Source organism: Draconibacterium sediminis, assembly GCF_000949475.1.
In the GTDB taxonomy this organism is placed as follows: Bacteria; Bacteroidota; Bacteroidia; order Bacteroidales; family Prolixibacteraceae; genus Draconibacterium; species Draconibacterium sediminis.
The window spans coordinates 1,270,443-1,287,962 of record NZ_JRHC01000001.1 but is presented as its reverse complement, the minus strand read 5'-3'; the positions used below and the strand labels follow the sequence as shown (position 1 = coordinate 1,287,962).

The 17,520-nt window shown below is 39.6% G+C and carries 16 protein-coding genes; 9 read left to right on the top strand and 7 right to left on the bottom strand.

From position 1 onward, the window contains the following. Positions 1–54: 54 nt before the first annotated feature. Positions 55–1,149: an AI-2E family transporter gene (locus LH29_RS05340; protein WP_082063419.1), complete on the top strand. Its 1,095-nt coding sequence runs from the start codon at positions 55–57 to the stop codon at positions 1,147–1,149. Further along, positions 1,146–2,054: a YihY/virulence factor BrkB family protein gene (locus LH29_RS05335; RefSeq protein WP_052670615.1), complete on the top strand. Its 909-nt coding sequence runs from the start codon at positions 1,146–1,148 to the stop codon at positions 2,052–2,054. The genes LH29_RS05340 and LH29_RS05335 overlap by 4 nt, the downstream gene beginning before the upstream one ends. A gap of 142 nt (positions 2,055–2,196) precedes the next feature. Here the strand turns inward: LH29_RS05335 and LH29_RS05330 are convergent, their stop codons facing one another. Then, entirely contained in the window at positions 2,197–2,406 is a 210-nt protein-coding gene (locus tag LH29_RS05330; RefSeq protein WP_045028756.1) for a hypothetical protein, read from the bottom strand. 299 nt (positions 2,407–2,705) lie between these two features. On the opposite strand from LH29_RS05330, the gene LH29_RS05325 reads away from it, so the two are divergent. The 6 genes from LH29_RS05325 to LH29_RS05300 all read left to right on the top strand — a co-directional run bounded on the left by LH29_RS05325 (position 2,706) and on the right by LH29_RS05300 (position 8,200). Further along, a complete protein-coding gene (locus LH29_RS05325; RefSeq protein ID WP_052670614.1) occupies positions 2,706–3,002 on the top strand; it encodes a YtxH domain-containing protein in 297 nt (98 codons plus the stop codon). A gap of 33 nt (positions 3,003–3,035) precedes the next feature. After that, entirely contained in the window at positions 3,036–3,401 is a 366-nt protein-coding gene (locus LH29_RS05320; RefSeq protein WP_045026449.1) for a hypothetical protein, read from the top strand. Between the two features lie 39 nt (positions 3,402–3,440). Then, positions 3,441–3,665 carry a hypothetical protein gene (locus LH29_RS05315; RefSeq protein ID WP_045026446.1) on the top strand — a complete coding sequence of 75 codons (225 nt, stop codon included), beginning with the start codon at positions 3,441–3,443 and terminating at the stop codon, positions 3,663–3,665. A 179-nt stretch (positions 3,666–3,844) separates the two neighbouring features. Beyond that, the gene (locus LH29_RS05310) at positions 3,845–6,274 is read left to right on the top strand and encodes an ATP-binding protein (protein ID WP_045026443.1); all 2,430 of its coding nucleotides are present in this window, start codon (positions 3,845–3,847) and stop codon (positions 6,272–6,274) included. 66 nt (positions 6,275–6,340) lie between these two features. After that, entirely contained in the window at positions 6,341–7,711 is a 1,371-nt protein-coding gene (locus LH29_RS05305) for a sigma-54-dependent transcriptional regulator (RefSeq protein ID WP_045026441.1), read from the top strand. A gap of 81 nt (positions 7,712–7,792) precedes the next feature. Continuing rightward, positions 7,793–8,200, top strand: coding sequence for a response regulator (locus LH29_RS05300; RefSeq protein WP_157493573.1), 408 nt, complete (start codon positions 7,793–7,795; stop codon positions 8,198–8,200). 362 nt (positions 8,201–8,562) lie between these two features. On the opposite strand, the gene LH29_RS05295 is transcribed toward LH29_RS05300, so the two are convergent. Next, entirely contained in the window at positions 8,563–8,895 is a 333-nt protein-coding gene (locus LH29_RS05295; protein ID WP_045026438.1) for a hypothetical protein, read from the bottom strand. A gap of 537 nt (positions 8,896–9,432) precedes the next feature. Between LH29_RS05295 and LH29_RS05290 the strand changes: the two genes are divergently transcribed. After that, on the top strand, positions 9,433–10,053 hold the full coding sequence (locus LH29_RS05290) for a YqaA family protein (RefSeq protein WP_045026436.1): 621 nt from the start codon (positions 9,433–9,435) through the stop codon (positions 10,051–10,053). Here the strand turns inward: LH29_RS05290 and LH29_RS05285 are convergent. From LH29_RS05285 to LH29_RS05265, 5 genes are all read right to left on the bottom strand, one after another. Continuing rightward, the gene (locus tag LH29_RS05285) at positions 10,050–11,831 is read right to left on the bottom strand and encodes an ABC transporter ATP-binding protein (RefSeq protein WP_052670612.1); all 1,782 of its coding nucleotides are present in this window, start codon (positions 11,829–11,831) and stop codon (positions 10,050–10,052) included. The genes LH29_RS05290 and LH29_RS05285 overlap by 4 nt on opposite strands. Next, the gene (locus LH29_RS05280; protein WP_045026434.1) at positions 11,831–13,597 is read right to left on the bottom strand and encodes an ABC transporter ATP-binding protein; all 1,767 of its coding nucleotides are present in this window, start codon (positions 13,595–13,597) and stop codon (positions 11,831–11,833) included. The genes LH29_RS05285 and LH29_RS05280 overlap by 1 nt, the downstream gene beginning before the upstream one ends. Positions 13,598–13,615: 18 nt before the next feature. After that, a complete protein-coding gene (locus LH29_RS05275; RefSeq protein WP_045026432.1) occupies positions 13,616–14,983 on the bottom strand; it encodes a glutamate--cysteine ligase in 1,368 nt (455 codons plus the stop codon). 24 nt (positions 14,984–15,007) lie between these two features. Further along, entirely contained in the window at positions 15,008–16,012 is a 1,005-nt protein-coding gene (locus tag LH29_RS05270) for a glutamate ligase (RefSeq protein ID WP_045028745.1), read from the bottom strand. 275 nt (positions 16,013–16,287) lie between these two features. Continuing rightward, a complete protein-coding gene (locus tag LH29_RS05265) occupies positions 16,288–17,274 on the bottom strand; it encodes a 3-keto-disaccharide hydrolase (protein ID WP_045026429.1) in 987 nt (328 codons plus the stop codon). Between the last annotated feature and the right edge of the window lie 246 nt (positions 17,275–17,520).

Below are 17,520 nucleotides of genomic sequence, written 5' to 3'. Positions count from 1 at the left end.
AAATCCGATAATTGGCACAATTATTACAATATATCCTGCAAATACACCAACAGCATGAATAGCACAGGATTAACAAGAACAGCACTTTTTATGGTTATAATCTCACTATTTGTGACTTTTATAATCCTGACCAAAAATATTCTTATCCCAATTGTAATAGCGATGTATTTCGCCTATTTGCTTTACCCGGTGGTATGGAAAATTGAACGATGGGGAGTAAACCGGGCTATTTCCATTTTAATGGTGTTGCTGGTGGTAATTACTTTTATTGGTGGTATTGCACTTTTATTCTCGTTAAAAGCCTCAAATATTGAAATTGATTTTAATGATGTAAAAGAGCAGTTTGACAAAAAAAGCCTTAATGTACAAAATGTACTAACCGATAAACTGGAAATTGATGTGTCAACAGTGGAGCAATATTTCGACCGGGCTGTAGAAAATTTTATTGACACCTGGCAAGCCGGAATAGGAAATGTTTTTACGACTACAACAACAACAATTTTTCAGATTGGTATTTTACCGGTGTTCACCTTCTTTCTTTTGTTTTACCGAACAAAAACAGCACACTTCATTTTACGCATTACTCCAAAAGACAAAAAGTTTGTTACGCTAACGATTTTACGCGAAATATCGAAAGTTATAACCAAATATCTTGGCGGACTTTTTTTGGTTGTTGCGATACTGGCCGTTCTCAATTCGGCAGGGCTGTTAATAATCGGAATTAAACATGCCCTGGTACTTGGAGTACTGGCGGCGCTTCTCAACCTTATACCTTACATTGGAACGTTTCTGGGTGGTTTTATACCGTTCATGTATGTCTTTTTTACTTATCCGCATCCGTTGCCAACAATGCTAAAAGTTGTGGTATTGTTTATTATTATACAATTTATTGAGAATAACTTACTAACACCAAACATCGTAGGAAACAGTATTAAAATAAATCCATTGGCGATTATAGTCAGTTTACTGTTTGCCAATATAATCTGGGGTATAGCAGGTATGTTGGTGGTAATTCCGGTATTGGCAACACTAAAAATTATTATGCGTCAAATCGATAGCTTAAAACCTTATGCATACCTGATAAGCGATAGAGGAACCGAGCAATATCGGCTCAAAATTTTCAAACGAAAAAATAAGAATAAAAAATGATGCGAATACTCAGAGATCACCTAAAAATAGTTTTGAAAGCAATAAAAAGATTCGCGGCGAATAATCCGGTTGGAATGGCCGCGACAACATCGTTTTTTGCTATTTTTTCCATTGCTCCCATGCTTATTATCATCATTTCGGTGTTTGGTATGTTTACCAACGATGCCATTATCAGGGCAAAACTTTTTAACGAAGTATCGGGGCTGATTGGTAACGACAGCAGCCGGCTTTTACAAACCGCCATCGACAATTACAACATCAGCGAAAAAAGCGGTTTGGGAGCACTTATCGGAGGCGGCCTTTTTCTGATTTCGGCAACAACACTTTTTAGCATTATGCAAAACTCGATTAACTATATCTGGCGAATTCGGGTAAAATCGAAACTGAAATTAAATGTGCTGAAATTTTTAAGAGACCGCCTGTTCTCGTTCGGACTGATTTTAAGCCTTGGGCTGGTATTGCTTATTTCCTTGGTTATCGACGCATCCATGAGCATTTTCCAGGACTGGTTATCCAGCACCTTCGATCCGGAGTTTATTACCCTCTTTAACCTACTGGAAATGAGTGCCGCTTTATTAATTACGGTGGTCGTATTTACGCTAATCTTTCGTTATCTTCCGGATATTGAGGTAAAATGGAAAGCAAGTTTATTTGCTGCCGTTTGTGCTTCGGTGCTGTTTTTTATTGGTAAATACCTCATTAGTATTTTTATTGGAAAAAGTCAACTTGGCGTAATTTACGGGGCAGCCAGTTCGTTTGTAGTTACTCTGCTCTGGATCTATTATGTTTCGTTAATTTTTTATTTTGGGGTACAACTTAGCCATCAGTATTCGGTATATTATAAGCATGACAATAAACCATTAAAATTTGCCGAGCCCTTTAAAATAAGCGCGGCAAACGACTAGCTTTACAGGTATTAAAACAGGAAGTGCTTTTTACATATTCTGCTTCATCAAACACCAGCAACTTTAAACATAAAAACGCAGTTGCAACAAGCATTGCAACTGCGTTTTTATGTTTAAATGAGTAAGTTTATATATTGAAAATTTACGCCAGTTTTTTCTTTTTCACCGATAGTAAAACAATCCCCAACACCGCTACGGCGCCACTTATAATTACAGGTGTCCAGTTGGCACTGCTTAAGGCAACATCAACGCCTAAAAAGCTAAATATTTCTGAGTTATTTATGGCCTCTATTCCAAAAAATACTGTTCCTGCTAATCCAATTAGAAGTAAAATAGTTCCTATTGCTTTCATAATTTTCATATTTAATGTTTCGCTTAACAAAAGGGAAAATTGTGCCATGCACAAAAAAGCTTTTAAAACACAATGGTTCAACACTCTCGTAACTGAAACAATTCTACACAATACACAAAAACTGTAGAATATTCTCAACAATGGCGGTATGCAACCAAACTACACGAAACCTCGTACACCTCTTTAAATCTGGCCCTTATATCAATTCAAAACATTAGACTGGCACAGTGGAATGGAATTTTCTATCAGGGAGTACAGAGATTAGAAACAATTTAATAATAACCTTAAAAACTTTTATCATGAGTAAAGCAACAAATGTATTGATGGGATTTATTGCCGGAGCAGCAGCAGGAACTTTAACCGGAATTTTAGTAGCTCCGGACAAAGGCGTGAAAACACGTAAGAAACTAAACAAACAGATTAGAAGAACATCACAAGATGTATCGGACACCATTAGTGAAAAAGTGGATGATATTAAAGAAAAACTGAACGATGTTGTTTCTGAAATGCGCTCGAAAGCCGAAGAAACGGAAGAAAAAATTAAAGAAAAAGTGAATTCGAAGGCTAAAACAGCCAAAGATGCAGCCGCGAACTAATAATTGTAATTAATAACAATTAGAAGTAAAAAAATGAGTGATCATTTAACAGAAAGTATAGCAGGGCTTAACGAAGCCGTTAAACAATATGTGCAAACAAGAATCGACTTGGTTAAGCTCCTGTTTTTAAAGAAAACATCGAAATACATGAGCATTCTGTTCGGGATGCTCATTATAATTTTATTGTGTACGCTAATACTGGCTTCCGCCGGGGTTGTGTTCACCTTTTGGTATGGCGAAACCTACGGCAGTTACCTTGATGGTGCATTTATTGTGCTCGGCAGTTTAGTTGTACTTCTTATCGTTTTTCTTTTATTCCGAAACAAACTATTGACCTCGTTCTTCCTTTCAAATTTCTCGGAAATATTGTTCGAGGATGATGAAGTAGACCATAAATAAACTAACCGGGAAGAAAAATTAGCATAAACCATTACAAATATGAAGCGAGTAAAAAATATGCGGGAACTGGAGCTGATGAAGGAAAACCTGGAGTACCGCCAGAAATTAAACGAAAAGCAGCTGTTGGGTTCGTCGGTGGGGATAATTAATAACTTTACCGATGGGCTAAAAGACTGGGCGTTTGAATTTGGCACCCATTTGTTCCTTGATTTAATTCGCGGTAGCAAAAATAGAACTCGCGAAGAAGAAGAAGAAGAAGAATAAAAACGTCCATCGCAGCACTTCATCAACCTATAAGCCATAAACTATATTTGCCAGACGCATCACTTTTCTAAAATTGGGCAATTCGTTAAAATCGTATAAATAATAGACACTTTATTCCTTAATCCGCAAAAGTATCTTTATCTTATGCTTTTAATAACAGTGTATTTCAATTATAATCAATGCCCGACAACTCAAATAATTTTAAACTTTCCCTTAGTTCACTTTCAAAAACGATTAACAGCTTACTGAATAAAAAGGAACTGAACGAAGAAAACCTGATTCAGATAGAACAGTGGTTGTCATTTCATCTCAATAAAATACGCATAAGAAAACTCGAAGATGTTTCCATCGTTGGGGAAAAGGAAACCGAAGAACGCACAAAGAAAGATGGCGTTTTTATTTTAAATACTGCCGGAGATATACTTCTCGACCCCGGATTTCAGAATTATCATAACGACTATACCGAGCGTCCGGAGAAACTGAATCTTGCCGATTTGGTTGAAGAAAGTTCGCTAAACGAATTTAATTCAGCATTTCTTGAAGCTTTGAGCGAAAAAAAGAACACAAAAGCCGAAGTGCTGCTTAAAACGGGTATAAACCGGCAGCGCGAATGTGTTCTTGAATTTGATATGTTGGCCAGTAATACCGATAACAACCGGGTTATTGTTTATTATTCGTTCAAGGATCTTCAGCATGTGCACCTGGCCGATTTCCAATCAATTGTTTTAAATAACCTACCTGGAATGGATGTATTTCTGTTCGACCCGGAATACCGTTATATTCTGGCGGGTGGAAAAGAAAAAGAGAAGTACAATTTAACCAACTCAAGCTTTATCGGGAAAACACTTTTTGATGTGTATACCAAACAAGATCAACGCCGGTATTTTCCGTTTTACAACAAAGCAATAAACGGCGAATTTACCGAAGGAGAAGTTCGGTATAAAAAAGACGTGTATTACATTGCTGCAGCTCCGGTAAAAGACATTGAAGGAAATACAGTAGCCGGAATTCTTATATCGCAGAATGCTACAAAAGACAAAATACTGGAAGAAAAGCTGATTAAAAGTAAAGAGGAAGCACAGCGTGCCAACAAGGCAAAATCGATATTTCTGGCCAATATGAGCCACGAAATCCGCACTCCACTTAATTCAATTATCGGATTCACCGATCAGCTAAAGAAAACAAAACTGGATGCACAGCAGCAGAAATTTATTTCGCTAATCAATAACTCATCCGAGCACCTCCTTTATTTGGTAAACGAAATTGTATTCCTTTTTAAACTGGGAATGGACAAGGTTTACATTGAAAAAACCAGCTTTTCGATTAAAGAATTACTCAACGAGCTGGCTGATGATTATACCAAACAAGCTGCCGCGAAAAACCTGAAATTTAAGATGGCAACCGACAATGCAATCCCCGAATTTGTGCAGGGAGATCCTTTCCGCTTACGCCAAATACTAATGAATTTGCTGGTTAACGCCTTAAAATACACGGAAAAAGGTGAAATTACCTTCAGTACAACGGTTACCCGAAAAACAAAAAAAATGGTTGAACTGATTTTTGAGGTAAGCGATACGGGAATTGGAATTGATGAAAAAGACCTGCCTTATATATTCGATGTTTTTGAGCAGGGAAACAAACGAACGGAAAAAATTCGCGGCGGTGCCGGGCTGGGTTTGGGAATATGCAAAAAGCTTGTTACTCTTTTTAAAGGCGACATTACCGTGAGTAGCAAAAAGAACGAGGGCAGCACATTCAGGGTAAACATCCCTTTGGAATTATCAAAGGCTAAACCGCGGAAAGAAAAAGTAAAATCGTACGATCTTGACGAAAGTCTTCTGCGTGGAAAAAGAATTCTTTTGGCCGACGACGACAAGCATAACCGCATGTTATCAGAATTGATTTTAAAAGGCTGGCAAACTGATTTCACACTGGTAAAAGACGGAGCAGAAGCTTTGGAAGAACTAAAAGATAAACAGTTCGATCTGGTATTGCTGGATATTCACATGCCACGAAAAAATGGCGTTGATGTGGTAAAAAAAGTACGTGCTAATAAAGGATTGAATGCCGATACACCATTTGTTGCATTAACGGCAAATGCGTTAAAAACCGATATTAATACCTATCTGAAAGTGGGTTTTAACGATTATGTTATTAAACCTTTCTACGAGCTTGATTTATACAATAAAGTTTGTAACATTTTGCAGATTGAGCATAACGAGAAACCGAGTGCGGTAATCAGCGAAACCATTTTTGAAGAACCGGAAACTGGCGATACATTTAATGTACACGACCTGGAAAAAACAGCTGCCGGCGACAAGCAGTTTTTTAATTCGATGATTGACAATTTTACCGATAATGCAGCAACATTGCTGGCAGAATTTGAAGTTGGGTTGAAAAACGAGGATTGGAAAACTATTGGAGAAAGAGCACATAAAGCCATTCCATCGTTTAAATTTTTTAAACTAAACGGCACAGCAAACGTACTGTCAAAAATCGAGGATCTGGCGTTAAAAGACCGGCAGTTTGATGCGCTGCCCGATACGGTGCTGAAGGTTTCCGCCCAAATAGAAGAGATAGTAAAACAGGCAAAAGCAGCTAAAAAATAGACACCAGGTCGGGTAAACTTTTTAGTTACACTTTTGTATAAACTTATACCAACATAAATTCAATATATGAAGAAGATATTGATTATTGACGATGATACATTCATCTGTGAGCTATTAAAAAAACATCTTCAAAACAATAAGTACAGTGCCGAAATTGCTTTTAACGGAAAAGGCGCACTCAAACTTTTTAAGGAGAATAAATTCGACCTTGTTTTATGCGATTTCAGGTTGCCCGACACCAGCGGACTCGACCTGATGCAACAACTAAAATCTATAAAACAGTCGGTTCCGGTAATTATAATGACCGCCTACGCGGATGTAAGAATGGCAGTAAAATTAATGAAACTGGGTGCCAGCGACTACATTACAAAGCCCATTCAGCAAGAGGAACTTTTGGGGCTGATAAAAAAACTATTGTCAAAACCTGAGCCTTCAGTGGCAAAAAAAAGCCGGAGAACGGTTTATTCAAACGGCGATTTTATTATTGGCGACAGCGCAAAAATAAAGTACGTAATTAACCTGGCTCGAAAGGTAGCACCTACTGATATGTCGGTAATTGTTTCGGGCGAAACCGGAATTGGGAAAGAATACATTGCGCGTTTTATTCACGAAAACAGCCTGCGAAAAGACAAACCATTTCTGGCGATCGATTGTGGTGCCATTCCGAAAGAGCTGGCAAACAGCGAGCTTTTCGGACATATAAAAGGGTCGTTTACAGGTGCAATATCCGATAAAGTTGGTGTTTTTCAGAAAGCCGATGGTGGCACCCTTTTTCTTGATGAAATAGGTAACCTGAGTTATGATGTTCAGTTAAAACTTTTACGCGCCATCCAGGAACGGGTTGTTTCGCGTTTAGGAGATGACAAGCAAAAAAGTATTGACATACGCATAATTGCAGCAACAAACGAAGATTTAAACCACGAGGTAAAAGAAAACAATTTCAGAGAGGATTTGTATCACCGCCTCAACGAATTTAAAATTACCCTGCCCCCACTGCGCGAACGCCCCGAAGATATAAAGGCTTTTTTGAGCCATTTTATCGACAGTGCCAACAAAGAGCTTAAGCGAAATATTAGTGGCGTTACGCCCGAAGCCGAATCGGTTATTTTAAAATATCCGTGGTACGGCAATCTCCGCGAACTGAAGAATGTGATAAAAAGAGCGGTGTTAATGGCTGAAGGAGAACAAATTGACACCGAATGTTTCCCCTCAGAGATTTTACATCCGGAGACCAGTAGCAACCATACTCAAACCGTTACGGTACAAAACATTAACACCGATTCGAAATTAAAACATGCGTCTTCGGAAATTGAAAAAAAGCTGATCATTGAAACCATCCAGGAAGCCGGTTACAATAAATCGAAGGCGGCAAAAATTCTGAATATCGACCGCAAAACACTCTACAACAAAATTAAATTGTATGATATAAAACTATAGTTTAAATGCGTTTAATAATGAAGTTTGCTGCTTGGTTTTTGGAATAGTATTTGGATTACCAATAGCAAAACAAATTATAAAATGGAGATGAATACAGGATATAAGAAAATTATATTCATAGATGACGATACGGAGATGGTGCGTATTTATAACTCTATTTTGGAACAAAAAAAACTATCGGATTATCTCATACATTTCGAAAACGCTCAGAAAGGTATCGACTATTTAAAACAAATAAAAAACAAGGAAGATCTACCGGATTACATTCTTTTAGACCTGTATATGCCGGTTATGGACGGATTTAAGTTTCTGCAATATTTTAACGAGCTGAAAAAATTGAAAAAATCGATAGAGGTTTTTGTATGTACATCTTCACAAAAACAAGACGACCGGAATAAGGTTATGCAATATCCATTTGTAAGTGCATACCTTGAAAAACCCTTGTCGACTGATTTTCTTGAACTGTTGATTGAAGATTGCGAGCACTAGAAGCTGTTTCCTCAATTTGTATAAAAAAATCTACAACACCTCCTCTTGCCTGAAAACACCGAGGCAATTTTTTATGCTCAAATTTTCCAGATTTTTACACAGCTATTGAATCCCGGTGCTTTCATAAAAAAACAATCATGATTCCGGTGAATCACCAACAGTGATGAAAGTAATGCAAATTTTCAGCGAACTCTCCCTCATTCCCTCTCTTCGAGAGAAGAGAGGGACGATTGTGTCGAAGGCATAATCAGGGTGAGTCAATAAATTTTGAAGTACATTTTGCTACAAATTGTTATTGGCTTTCACAAAAAAAGACAGAGCGAATTGCCTGCCTTGAACGATCGTATTATTTAATCTATTTACTATTTCCCCATCTCAAATTGTTTCTGAGCCACATGGTTCATAAACTTCGAAACGGTTTCCGAACCATCAACACCAAATGCATCTACAACTGTTCCTTTCTCACCAGTATCGGTTCCAACAGCATATAAAATGCTCATGTCCGATGGATTTGTTGCTCCTTCGAAACGGTGCAACTCATGCAGCTCAACACTTGATGGTAAATATTTGCGCGAACTTTTTCCTTCAGAAAGTACTCCGTTCGGCTCAACATTAAAGTTGTGCGTATAACCTCTTGATTTTAGGTCTTCAATGGCTTCCACCATTGTTTCGTAATTATTATTTACTCGTTTCATTTCTTTAAATTTTATAGCGTTACTAATCGCGAGAATTCCTGAAACCTGTTCAATTCTCCAAATTTCATAATCCCCTGTTACTATACTATATGGCAAAATCCTGCCATTTTGTTATCAAGGTTAATCAGGATGTTTTTTCTAAATATCAATCAAGTCACCATTGTTTAAGCGCCTGGTGAAAACCAACACAACAACCTGATTTTCTGACTCTTAAACCAAACACCATTTCCCTATCTCTGAGCAAGTTTATAAAATTCTTTAACACAGGTTATGTTTCCTGAACTTACAGGAAAAATGAAATACATTTATAATTTCCCCAAAATGAGTAGGTAAATCCACACAGTCGTCCGGATAAAAAGCCTCACCTAGTTTACTATCAACTGATATTTCATTCCATAAAGAATTTAAGCTTCCTTTTCAGTCCCCGTTAATAAGATGTTAAAGTTTATTTTTTGTGCCTCACATCACAACATTTCAAAATCAAATTGTGTTATATAGTACTGTTTTTTGATTTTACGGTACCGATAATAGAACATAATGATTAGGAATTTACTATATAGTCTGTCCCCCAGGCGCTTATTGATATTAAACCGCTATTACCGCATAACGCAGTTTTATCCGTTTCTGAAAAGCACTGCCTACAAAGCTGCAACAATTGCAACAGTGTTTGTGCTGTTGTTGGTTAGCCTCGAAATTTTTCTGTTGGATTTCAATTTAATTCTCAATAACCTGGTGGATACTTATTCGCCAAAGATTATTTATTCGGTATTTCTTTTATCCGAAACGTTTTTAGGATTGGTACCTCCTGAAATGTTTATCGCCTGGGCGTCGAAACTGGAAATTCCTTGGGGAGCGTTGTTTATTTTAGCCACCTTATCATACATTGGCGGTATTATTTCCTACTTTTTGGGAACACGCCTGTTTCTTATTCCTTCGGTAAAAAACCACATCGAAAACAAAGTGCAGAAACACATCGTCAACCTTCGAAAATGGGGTGGCATATTTGTTTTTTTGGGAGCTGTTTCGCCTGTTCCCCACTCAGTTGTTAGCCTTGCATCAGGCCTTATCGGATACAATTTTAAAAGCTATTTACTTTGGTCGCTCTTTAGATATTTTCGTTTTGTAATTTATGCCCTGGTAATTTTCGGAATTTTTTAAGCTTGCTGCTCTTCCTCCTCAAACTGGTGTAAAAGCCGGGCGTATTTTCCGCCGTATTTCAGAAGTTGTTCGTGATTGCCACGTTCAATGATCTGTCCGTCTTCCAGCACCAGAATCATATCCGAGTTTTTTATTGTACTTAAGCGGTGCGCTACAGCAATTACCGTTTTTCGGGAGAAAATATTGGCAATAGCTTTTTGGATGTACTGTTCGGTAATTGAATCAACAGCACTGGTTGCCTCATCAAGAATGATAAGCTCGCTGTTTCCGGCAATGGCTCGTGCAAACGAGATCAACTGCGCCTGTCCTTTCGAAAGGTTATCACCATTATCCTGAATAACAAAGTTGTAGGCTCCGGGCAACTGGTCGATAAAATAATTGGCATAAACAAACGATGCCGACTGCTCCACATCGTTACGTGAAATGGATTTACGTCCCAGCGAGATATTAAATTCAACCGTATCGTTAAACATGTAAATATCCTGCTGCATAATGGAAATCGTTTCGCGAATCTGTCCTATTGGAATCTCAGACAATTCGATTCCGTTAATTTTTATGCTTCCGCGATAACCGGTGTATGTTTTTGCCAATAAACGGATAATGGTTGATTTTCCCGATCCGGTTGTTCCAACCAAGGCCAGCCGATCGCCTTTTTGCAATTTAAACGACACATCTTTCAGTACATCGGGCGTATCTTCGGAGTAGCGGAAAAACACATTTTTGAACTCGATTTCCTGCAAAGCAATTGCTTCGGGAACTGTGTCTGAAGACTCTGCTTTAGGATCTTCCACCTGCTGATCGAACATTTCGCTGATGTGCTCAAGCGCCGACATGGCCCGCTGGATGGTTGAAATTTGCTGGGCAAACTGTTTTACCGGCACAAAAAGGCGCTCTAAAGTGGTTACAAAAACAATCAGGATTCCAAGCGTATAACCGTAATCCCATATTTGCACAGCGCCGTACCAAATCACCAAGGCTGTGGCTACCGAAGTAATTCCTTCCACAATCGAATAAAGGAACGAATCGTAAACATTCGATTTATTTTGGGCATCGCAAAATTGTTTGTTCAGGTCGTCGTACTTATTCAACACTTTATCCTCAGCGGCAAAAAGCTGAACGGTTTTCATTCCTGTTAATGCCTCCTGCAAATAAGCAGCCGATTTTGCTAAACTGGTACGCGATGTATTGTAAGCTTTTCTGATCTTTTTTCGCAGAAAGTTTATTGCCAGAATAATTACCGGAACCACCAGTAACAACACCAAGGTAAGTCGCCAGTTGATGTAAAAAAGGTAGCCCACCAGCGCCAAGGTTTTTATACTGTCGGCCAGCAAACCGAGCACCCCGGCAGCAAACGAATCCGAAACCGATTCCATATCACTGGTCAACCGCGACAAGGTTACTCCAATAGGCTTTTTATCAAAATAACTCAATGGGAAACGTAAGGATTTTCCGAACAAGCGCCGGCGCAAATCAACCACTGCCAGCCCCCCTGCTTTTGAAAAAGAGTAACTGTAAACCCCGTCGAACAGAATATTCAGAATCAGTGCTAAAGCAAGAAAAATGCTTTGTCTGATCAGGCCGTCCACATTGCCCGGAACGATATAATTATCAACGATATCTTCAATCAACCAAAGAAACAGAATGCCTGCTCCGGTGGTAACCGGAATGGAAGCAAGACTCAGAAAGAACCACTTTTTGTGCGGTTTAAAATAGCCGGCAAACTTTCGGAACAACTGCCAGTCAACATTTTTTATAATATTGTTTTTGCCTTTGCTCATTACTGCCTTTCTTTTTTCGTTTCACCTTCCTGTTGCAGTTTCGCAATGTCGCGGTAGAAATCCGAATATTTTAGCAATTCTTCGTGATTTCCTATGGCCGCCATCTTTCCATCTTCCAGCACAATGGTAAAATCGGTTTTCTCCAGTACACTCACCCGGTTCGAAATCACAACCATACTTTTCACTGCATAGTTTTCCACAATCTGTTTGATCAGAAAACGCTCGGTATCAGTATCGACAGCTGAAAATACATCGTCGAGGATTAACAATTCACCTTGCGTATAAAGTGCCCGTGCCAGGCTAATTCGTTGTTTCTGCCCGCCTGAAAGCATAATACCTTTTTCGCCCACCATTGTTTGGCCTTTTTTGGGGAAACGCAACAGTTCGTCGGCAAAAGCACTTTTGTAAATTACATCATCAAAACGTTTCTCGTCAATCGTTTCGTCCGATGTTAACCCAATATTGTTTTCAATGGAATCGGAAAACAGAAACACCTCCTGACTTACCGTATTTACCACCGACCTGATGTCTTCGCTTCGTATTGAATCGGCATCAATATCGCCATAAAAGATCTGTCCTGCTCCGGGTCGTAAGTAACCATTTAAACACTGAATCAAAGTGGTTTTACCTGATCCTACTTTTCCGGTGATTCCAACTATCTGACCGGGTTTTATCGAAAACGAGATGTCCTTCAAAACCGGTTTATCGCCGTTATGGTAAGTGTAATTCAGATTTTCTACGCGAATTCCTTCTTTAAAAAGCTCTTTCTTTTTCGATTCGGGCAGCGCTTTCCGATCATCATCGGTTCCTTTCCTATCCATAATGGTTTGAATACTGCTGATTCCCACCATACCTTGTTGGAAAATGGTGAGCACCCAGCCCAGCCCCATAATCGGATGAGCCAGCAGCGCAGCGTAGGCAATGTATTCGGTTAATTCGCCAATAGTGAATTTGCCGTTGATAACATACATGCCACCCACAAAAAAGATGATGATTTTTAAAATCTGCCCAAGGTTGCCAAGCAAGGGAATAACAAATGAGCGAATCCACGAAATTTTTAGCGAGGCCTCGTAATAAGAAATATTATCGGTCTCCACCTTATTTTCCGCATGTTCGTAAATATTGTAGCTTTTAATCACACTGTTTCCCGAAAGAAAAGAGATGATTTTTCCGGAAAGCATTTGCAGGGTATCCATTCTGGCGTGTGTGTTTTTAACCATCACCTTCATGCCATAACGAACAATAAAAAAAACCACCACCATAGGGATGATACAATACAACGTGAGCATGGGCGACAGTTTCCACATCATGTATGGCGTAAGCGACAAGGACAAGAGTATATTACCGATTTGCAAAATGCCAAAGCCGGTAATCATTCGCACACCGTTAATGTCGTTATTCACCCTCGATATGATATTTCCGGTTGAGTTTTTATCGTAATAATCCTTCCCGAAAGAGGCCAGCTTTTGGAACATTTCGCCTTTTAATTGCCGTTCGATCAAACGGGCCGGGAAAAAGATCAAAATCCGCGAAAGTGTTCTTACCAAAATCAATCCGACAGCCAGACCTACAATTATCAAAACATTTTTATGAAACTCACTTTCATTTCCTACACGGCCGGCGGCAATCAGGTCGATGGTTTTCTGGATAAATCCGGGAATCGTAATCGAAGTCCAAACGGTAAGTATCAGAAAGATAATTCCCCCTGTGTACCACCAGCGGTATTGATGCGTGTATTTTAATAAGAATTTTAGTTTCGATAACATGCTCCCAGTTTTTGCCTTTTAAGCATCAATATATTTTTGCATCTGCTCGTTTTGCCAGTTGTATACCAGTTCCGGCAAGGTCTCGTTACCCTCGTGATAGCGCTTCAACAGCCTTTCTGCCACGGTAATTCCGCTTTCGGTAATTTCTTGAACCGGAGCTAAAAACCGGCTTTCATCTTCCGAACAGCGCACCTTTGCTCGCCGCTTAAGTCCATCTGAGGCAATTCGGCAAATTTGTTTTGCAATAGTCCCGGCGTGCAGATTGCCACTTTCTGCATTCAACGCTTTTACGGGAACCTGGGCACGAAGCTCCTGCATGGTGTCAACGTCCCATTTAGAAATAAGTTCATCGGCTTCTGCCAGACTATCACCATCGTACAACAAACCAACCCACAAGGCCGAAACAGCTGCAATGTGCGACACACAACTTGCATCAGCGCCTCTCATCTCAATAAACTGTTTGAGCCGTACATCCGGGAAAATCGTTGATACATGCGTTTCCCAGTCTTCCTGCGTTGGCTTTAGCGAATGTTTGCCTTCAAAAAATCCACGAAAGGTAAGTCCGTTTGTCGAAATATACTCCCCATCGCGCAAAATATAATACATCGGCACATCCAGCAAGTAGTCAACCCAACGCTCAAAACCAAATCCCTCATCAAAAATAAAAGGTAAAAAACCACATCGATCCGGATCGGTATAATTCCAGATATGCGAACGATACGATAAATAGCCATTGGGTTTTCCTGCAGAAAATGGCGAGTTCGCAAAAATCGCGGTAACAACCGCTTGTAATGCCTGCGATACGCGCATCTTTTTCACCATATCCTTTTCGCTACAAAAATCGAGGTTTACCTGTGTTGATGCGGTGTTTGTCATCATGTGCAGCCCAAGATCGCCTTTTGTGGGCATGTAATTGCGCATCCAACGATAGCGTTCTTTAGGTACCCACGGCACATCGGCAACGTCCGACAAGGGATCAACGCCCATTGGCAGACTAAAAAAATTGTAGTGCTGACTTATCGTGTTGAGTTCCTTAAAATGCTTTTTGGTTTCGCGATACGTTTCGTGAATCGTGCTAAAATTATCGCCCGAAAGCTCGAATTGCCCACCGGGCTCCAGCGTAATTGATGCACCATTCTTCCGAAGACCAATGGCAATATTGTTTTCAAGAATTGGCGCCCAGCCATCTTGTTGCATCTTGTTCAGGATCTTCAAAATTCCGCCATCCTGCTCAAAACGAAGGCGGCCAAAATCTTCTTTGCGAAATAGAAACTTTTCGTTTTCAGTACCAATTCCCCATCTCTCGGGAGGTTTGCTCCCCCGCTCGAAATAATCGATCAGTTGCGATTTATGGTTTATTTCTATTCTTTTTTCTGTTTCTGTCATTTAATTGTTTTTTGCTGTCAGCGATCACTTTGAATTCAAAATGCTGTCGAGAACATATTTTTCCACATGACGGTTTTTCCCGATGTACGGATAGTCGTGCATCGACAACATGGCCGGCGCATTCAGTTCCACCACAATGTAATTATCGTGCGAAGCAGTCTGTTCCATGTCTTTGATTATAATATCGATCCCGGCAATTTTCAGGCCTGCCGATTTTGCAGCCTCAACGGCAACATTTGTATAAAAATCCGGAATTTCATCGGTTACATCAATGCTGTCTCCTCCGGTACTCAGGTTTGAATTTTTACGCAGGTACACCTTCTCTCCCTCTTTCAAAATCGTTTCCGGGGTCATCGAAAGCGCCTTCAAATGTCGGATCACTTCCTCATCAATATTTATTTTTAACAAAGGATGCGTATAATCCGTTCCGCGGCCTTTATTCTTCATATCAACCAATTGCTGAATTGATGATTTTCCATCGCCCAATACATTGGCCGGTTCACGCCAGGCAATGGCCCGAACCACATAATCGATTACCAGAAAGCGGTATTCCTGCCCCGGACAAAATTCTTCAACAATCACTTTATCCGAAAATTTAAATGCATTGTTGATAGCGGCAATTTGCTCGTCGCGCGATTGAATGTTTGTACTTACTGCAATTCCATGATCGGTATTAGCCGGTTTTACCACAGCGGGCAAAGGAATCGCATCCAGCACATCGGCCTGATAACCGGGCTTTAGCAAAATACCTTTTGCCTGGTGAATACCTTTTCGCTGAAGGAATTGCCGGGTCATCCATTTATCGTTTGATATCCAGAAGGCAATCAGGCTGTTGGCATCCGAAATGGTTCCTTCGTGAATAATGTATTCTTTATGGTTGTACTGAACCGAGATGAGGTTATTATCGGCATCGATAATCTCAAAATTCAGCTTACGACGAAGAATTTCAGCAATGATAATCTGGGTTGTGGCTTCAAATTGCTCATAACCAGGTAGCGGTTTAAAATTATAGTTGCTTTTTTCCATCATAACAAATTGCTTTTCGGGAAATATTCCAATGCGGCGAAACATCCCTCTTCGTAATAACATTTGAAATTAACACATTGTGTTTAGAATAGTTTTCGAAAGCACAAATTATTGCCTGTAATTTAAAGTTGGCTTGAAATGCGAAAGGAAATCCAATCCAGATCCGTTTGTTTAGGTTTCCTCGATGACAATTCTCAAATTAATGTTATAAAAAAAGAGGCCTTATAGTAAGGCCTCTTAAATATTTTATGCGATGATTTGCAGAAAGCTGCAACTTTCTAGTTAACCGCCGGAGTAACAGTAAATTTGCGGAATTCCACCGGTCCGTGGTCACCCTGAATCTGAAATGGACCAGGTTCTCCTTCGTTGCTATCCAACGAACCACCTGTAATTCCAGGAATAGGGCGGTTAGAAATAACTTCTATTCCATTAAGCAAAACGGTAACATGGCGGCCAACAAGTGTCACGTCATAAGTTTGCCATTCGCCCGGAGCATTAGCGGCATAAACCGCAGGTGCAATAAAACCGTAAATACCACCAATACTAACATCGTCAGTTCTTCCTTTTGAATCTTCGATCTGTAGTTCGTGACGGCCACGGAGATAAATTCCGCTGTTACTTCCTGCCGGGTAACGGAATTCAACATGAAGTTTAAAATCCTCAAACTTCTGAATACTAACCAGGTTACCACCTGATTCGGTATTTACCATTACACCGTCAATCATCTGGAACTTGCTGTTCTGTGGAATAACCCATTTTTCCATGTTATTGGTAATCATCTCAATAGGATTTCCCCAAATCGGTGGTTCTGTTCTTTCCAGCGAAGGAGCACGAACACCTGTCCATTCCAGTTTATTACCATCAAGCATTTGATAACCTGTCAGCTTATCATCTTTCAGCGAAAACTCAAAATACAGATCATCAATATCCATCCATTGCGGTGGAATGGTAAAATGATATTTATCCGTAGCTTCATCGTAAACCACTTCCGAAATTGGTCGGGCACTTCCCTCATAACCAACATAGTATCCGGTTAGCGTAGAGAAACCTGATAATTTAACCATAAGCCACCCTGGGAAACCGTTGGAAGTCATTAATCCATGGCGGAAAAGACCTAGATTCTCGATCTGCTTTTCAGTCATATTTATCGTAAGATCCCACTTGCCAATTAATGGCGAGTCGCTTTCAACACGTTGTGCCTGTGCCGGCACAATAGCCGTAAATGCAATTGCAATTAATAAAATAATAGGTTTTAGTTTGTTCATTGTTATTTATTTTGATGATTAAACTTGATCATCTTGTTTCTAATAAACACAAAACTACTTAAAAACAGTGTTCGTTAAAAAACAAATAGGAAAATTATCTCTCCAAAATAGCGGGAACACTCTTATTCAACTATTTATGCAGATACTCATAGGCAACAGCAAGAAGTTGTTCCCCGATTTGCAGAAACAGGTTATCAGTTTCCCAACAGGCTGTATACATTTTCAATTCAACAAATAGATATAAAT